Here is a 3,783-nt window from a genome sequence, read left to right as displayed (position 1 = left end):
CCCTTATTCTCAATAATCGAAACTANTTTGATATGCTTGCTTTGAAGAATCTAGTCATTTTTTGTTTACTAACCGCTGCGCTCTGCTTTTCTCCGGCTCATGCCCATAAATATAAAGATAAGAATAGTGTGGGTACGATGAAGAAAGAGGAGAAGGAGCCGATTGAGCCTATTGTAGTCCGTGTTACGGGGTATGGCGCTTATGAAAGAAAGGAGGACTCGGAGTCAGAGTCGAAGCGTTTGATGGCGATAAGGGCCTCAAAGCTTGATGCTTACCGTACCTTGGCCGAAAGGCTTTACGGTATCGGAATCAGTGGTGGTTCCCAGGTTGATGAGTTTGTGATGAAAAGTGATCACTATGCAGCGGCTGTCGATTCTTATGTGCGAGGTGCAAGGGTAGTTTCGATTATTGAGAATAAGGGGCGCGGATTTGAGACTGTGTTGGAAATATTACTGCCAGGCGATTTTCACGACTGTATCAATAAAATGAACAATATCAAGTTCGGTATAGATTGCCACCGGCCACTGCCTATGGCTTCCAGTAGTGAGCCCCGCACTAAGCGTGCTGCATCTCAGTCAATGCAATCTGTATATTTTTTGAAGTGAGGTTGGTATGAAGTATTTTTCCTTCTTGCTCGCTCTAATGTCTTGTTTGCTATCACCAGTAAGTGCTAATGCAGAGTGGATACAAGTCACAGGGCAGGCAGATTTTGATGGTCAACGCTATGATCTGGCGAGAGATCGTGCTCGACAGGATGCGCTTAAGCAAGCTCTGCTTCAGGCGGGTGCCCGAGTAAAGAGTGATCAACGTGTTAGCAATGGAAAGATAAGTAAGGACTACTTTTCAGTTTCGGGTGAAGCGCGTATTCGTAAATCTGTACTACAAGATGAATTTGTTAAAAAAGGCATCTTGAATCTGGTGATGAACTTTGATGTTGAAGAAGTTGCCAGTTGCCCTGATTCCCAAGCAAAAAAATATCGTAAAAAAATCGCGGTGCTGGGGTTTTCGGTTCAGTCTCCTGCTCAACTGAGATTGGGGGGGTTTCATAATATTGAGCGTGGATTGGCCAGTGCACTTAATCAGTCTTTACAGCTGCAAGATAAGTTAGTTGTTTTCGAGCAGAGTGAGTTTTCTTTGCATCAGGATGTGATCAATGCGCCCAGTCACTTCACATCGCAGAGTACACTGACCAAAGCGGCTGATTACGCGAAGCAGGTTGGAGCTCAATTTGTTATCTCAGGTGTGGTGAGAGATCTGTCGCTAGAAGACCCGGAAGCTTTCTCCACATCATATTGGGCGAAACTGAAAAGGATGAGCAATAACGCCAATATCAAACGTCGCTTTGCAATGGAGCTATTTGTTCATGATGGCTATAGTGGTGCGATTATCTGGCAAAGAAGTTTTGCAGTATCTGCGCCGTGGGAAGATGATATTGATGATCTGAGTGGCTTTGGCACTGCAGAGTTCTGGAATGACGAATATGGTCTAGCAGTCGCTCAACTGGTGGATGGTGTTGCTACTTTAGTAGGAGAGCAATTGGAGTGTCAGCCCTTTATTGCACGTATATCAAGAGTTGACGGTAAAACATTACACTTCAATTCGGGTGCAAGCTCCGGTGTTCGCCCTGGAGATAAGTTTTCTTTATATCGTACCTACAATTATTACGACGCAGATATGCTAGCGGGTACTGAACTAACGAATGTCAAGACATCACTCACCGTTTCTCAGGTGCACCCTGGTTTTGCTAGTGGTAGTGTCAGTATGGACCCAGGGCGAATAAATATACAAGAGGATGACTTGCTAATCGCTTGGTAGTTTTTACACCCAGTAAGAGAAAAATATTAGTAGCAGTCCGCCCAAATACCGTTGGATAAAATGCTTTTTGTCCAGCGAGTCGCTCTTCAGTTCTTCGCTGCAGCTCAGGTCGTCACGAAAATTAATTGCCAATTGCTCTCGGCTGGCGGTAAGTTGCAGGCTGTAATCGATTTCCAAATCATGCATTAGGCTGCGGGTGTTGAGGTTACTTGAGCCGATGCAAGCCCAGTCATCAATAATCAAGGTTTTAGAGTGCATGATTCCTGCTTGGTATTCGTAGAGTCGGATGCCAGCTTCAAGTAATGTTGAATAGAAGAACGCAGAGGCCCAAGGAATGAAAAATATATCCGAACGCCCGGGGAGTAATATTCTTACATCAACCCCGCTTTTACTTGCTGTGCATAGGGCGTCTTGCAGTTCGCTATCTGGTACAAAATAAGCGTTCGCTATCCATACCGCATGCTTTGCATTTTTAATTCTCTGTAATAAGTCTTTTCTCTGTTTTCGTCTTAAGCGGCGGCTGAAGTTATAGAGAAAAGGGCTCTCAGGCAAGTACCGAGCGCTGGTGCGACATGAGTGTTTATACCAGCAGGTGTCGAAAGCTAGCCTTACGCTCTGGGTTACTTGTCCAGATATTCTGATTGCTGTGTCACTAAATTGTTGACCGCCAAGGGCCTTGGGTAAATGCGCTTTTGTAATGTTGAAACTGCCAAGAAAAACCAGCTTATCATCAATGAGTACAAGCTTGCGGTGGTCACGATTATTAATATAGCTCAGCAAGTGCCATAACTTAAAAATACCAGCAGCAGGGAAGAGGGATAAAGGCCATAGATCAAAACGCCAAGGTAATGGCCGGTATACTTTTACTTCAGCGCCGCAATTAATGAGCTGTTTGGCAACCTGCTCAAAATTATTACCTGCCCCAACTCCGTCAACCAAAACCCTGACTTGCACTCCTCTTAAAGAAGCGTTTTCAAGAGCTTGAGAGATGGCCTGACCAATAAAATCATTGTTGAAGATATATGACTCAAGTAAAACTTCTTGCTGGGCAAGATCAATTGCTTCGATAAGCTGCTCATAATAACTTTGTGCGTCGACAATGATCGATTCGCTAGTCGAAAGCTGATTGCGTGTCATGGTGTGGTCAGCGTAGCTAATAGATTGATGACACTGATTCTAATACACGGCGCTGAATTAAGGGAGCTTGTAAGGAGGTTTGGAAGCAGAAATATTCGAGAGGGCTTGTTACTAAGTTTTAAAAAAGCTTTGGGTATAAAAAATACCCAAAGCTTTACCACCAGGAGATGGAGTAGGTTAAGCTTATTTAAATCGACGTACGCCAGCTAAACCTAATAGACCAAGACCAAATAGAGCAAGAGTCGCTGGCTCAGATACAGTAGCTGCATCAATATTTGCTACAGAAAGTGACTGCCATGTGCTGCCGCCATCTGTTGTGAAACGACCGCTGCTATAACCGTTGCAGCAGTTTTCTGCCCAGTATAGGTCGATAGTGTGGCTGCCAGCAGAAATACCGGCAGTGCCAGATAGAACGTCAGAATTGTTCCAGTTGTATTGCCACCAAAGGTCATCAGTTCTATTTTCGATTAGGCTACCATCAACATATAGAGCTGCGCCGTAGCCTGCGTCCAAGCCAGCTTCGATTCCCCACGAGCCGCTTATAGCAGATGTTAGTGAGATGCTTAAGTGGCTGATCGTGTTGTTGCCAGAAAAGAAACCACTGAAATCTGAAATATTTAGTGAGTTAATCGCTTAAGTTTGATCAGTCCATGAAGTAATAAAATCCGTGTCGTCTATACCATTAGTGATACTACGAGTGTCAATAGTCATCGTCGTTGCGCTAACGTTTAAGCTCAGCGCTGCTAATACTAAAGTAAGAGCGCTTAGAGTAATTTTTTCATGTGTGTATCCTAGTTGTATTACATTGAATTTGGTGGCTGGTCAGATTAA

Annotated in this window: 4 protein-coding genes; 2 read left to right on the top strand and 2 right to left on the bottom strand. The window is 44.2% G+C overall.

Annotated elements, in window-relative coordinates; all coding sequences use genetic code 11:
- On the top strand, window positions 1–605 hold a 605-nt coding region (locus tag A3756_RS29180), incomplete at its 5' end, for an LPP20 family lipoprotein (RefSeq protein ID WP_368664577.1).
- A 7-nt stretch (window positions 606–612) separates the two neighbouring features.
- Window positions 613–1,815 (top strand): flagellar assembly protein T N-terminal domain-containing protein, encoded by a 1,203-nt coding sequence (locus A3756_RS07000; RefSeq protein ID WP_068553171.1) that lies wholly within the window; start codon window positions 613–615, stop codon window positions 1,813–1,815.
- Between the two features lie 3 nt (window positions 1,816–1,818).
- On the opposite strand, the gene A3756_RS06995 is transcribed toward A3756_RS07000, so the two are convergent.
- Both A3756_RS06995 and A3756_RS27585 read right to left on the bottom strand, forming a co-directional pair.
- Complete coding sequence (locus A3756_RS06995; RefSeq protein WP_068511250.1) at window positions 1,819–2,952, bottom strand: phosphatidylserine/phosphatidylglycerophosphate/cardiolipin synthase family protein; 1,134 nt, start codon at window positions 2,950–2,952, stop codon at window positions 1,819–1,821.
- Between the two features lie 183 nt (window positions 2,953–3,135).
- Complete coding sequence (locus tag A3756_RS27585) at window positions 3,136–3,567, bottom strand: CCXG family PEP-CTERM protein (RefSeq protein WP_255375148.1); 432 nt, start codon at window positions 3,565–3,567, stop codon at window positions 3,136–3,138.
- Window positions 3,568–3,783: the final 216 nt, after the last annotated feature.

Source organism: Oleiphilus sp. HI0086 (genome assembly GCF_001635225.1).
The sequence above is the reverse complement of the archived record's forward strand: the minus strand, read 5'-3'. Positions and strand labels throughout refer to the sequence as shown.